The sequence below is a fragment of the Burkholderia sp. Bp9140 genome (assembly GCF_003853425.1).
In the GTDB taxonomy this organism is placed as follows: domain Bacteria; phylum Pseudomonadota; class Gammaproteobacteria; order Burkholderiales; family Burkholderiaceae; genus Burkholderia.
This window is the reverse complement of the sequence record NZ_QTPQ01000114.1, coordinates 1-953: the sequence shown is the minus strand read 5'-3', so window position 1 is coordinate 953 and position 953 is coordinate 1. Positions and strand designations below refer to the sequence as shown.

Sequence of the window (953 nt, the reverse complement as noted above, 5' to 3'; positions counted from 1 at the left end):
TACGTGAGGCCGTGATTGAATTCGCCGTGGTCGATGATCGGGCGCGCGATGCGCTCGTGAATGCCGACCGCGCCCATCGGCACGTAGCCCGACGTCAGCCCCTTGGCCATCGTGATCAGGTCCGGCTCGAAGCCGAAGTGCTGGTGCGCGAACCATTCGCCGGTGCGCCCGAAGCCGCCGATCACTTCGTCGGCGACGAGCAGGATGTCGTACTTGCGGCAGATCCGCTGGATTTCCGGCCAGTACGTCGACGGCGGGAAGATCACGCCGCCCGCGCCCTGGAACGGCTCGCCGATGAACGCGGCGACGTTCTCCGCGCCGAGTTCGAGGATCTTGGCCTCGAGCTGCTGCGCGCGTGCGAGGCCAAACGCCTCGGGCGTCTCGCCGGCTTGCGCTTCGCCGAAGAAGTACGGCTGGTCGATGTGCACGATGTGCTCGACCTTCGACGGCATCTGCTCGTGCATGTAGCCCATCCCGCCGAGCGTGCCGCCCGCGATCGTCGAGCCGTGGTAGCCATTCCTGCGCGAGATCACGAACTTTTTCTGCGGCTGGCCCTGCACGCGCCAGTACTGGTGCACGACGCGCAGCACGGTGTCGTTGCCTTCCGAGCCGCTGTTGCAATAGAAGAAGTGGTTGAAGCCTGCGGGCGTGACTTCGGCGAGCAGCGCCGACAGTTCGATCACCGGCGGGTGCGTGGTCTTGAAGAACGTGTTGTAGAACGGCAGTTCCTGCAACTGGCGATACGCGGCGTCGGCGAGCGCCTTGCGGCCGTAGCCGACGTTCACGCACCAGAGGCCGGCCATCCCGTCGATGATCTTGTTGCCGTCCGAGTCCCACAGGTAGACGCCGTCGGCCTTCACGATCACACGGCTGCCCGCGCGATTGAGCGCGCCCATGTCCGAGAACGGGTGGATGTGGTGCGCGGCGTCGAGCGCGCGGTATTCGGCGGTCGT

Annotated in this window: 1 protein-coding gene; it reads right to left on the bottom strand. The window is 66.0% G+C overall.

Features of this window, described 5'->3' with window-relative positions:
- Positions 1–953: aminotransferase (locus DIE21_RS36840; protein WP_124502206.1), on the bottom strand; the 953-nt coding region annotated here is incomplete at both ends.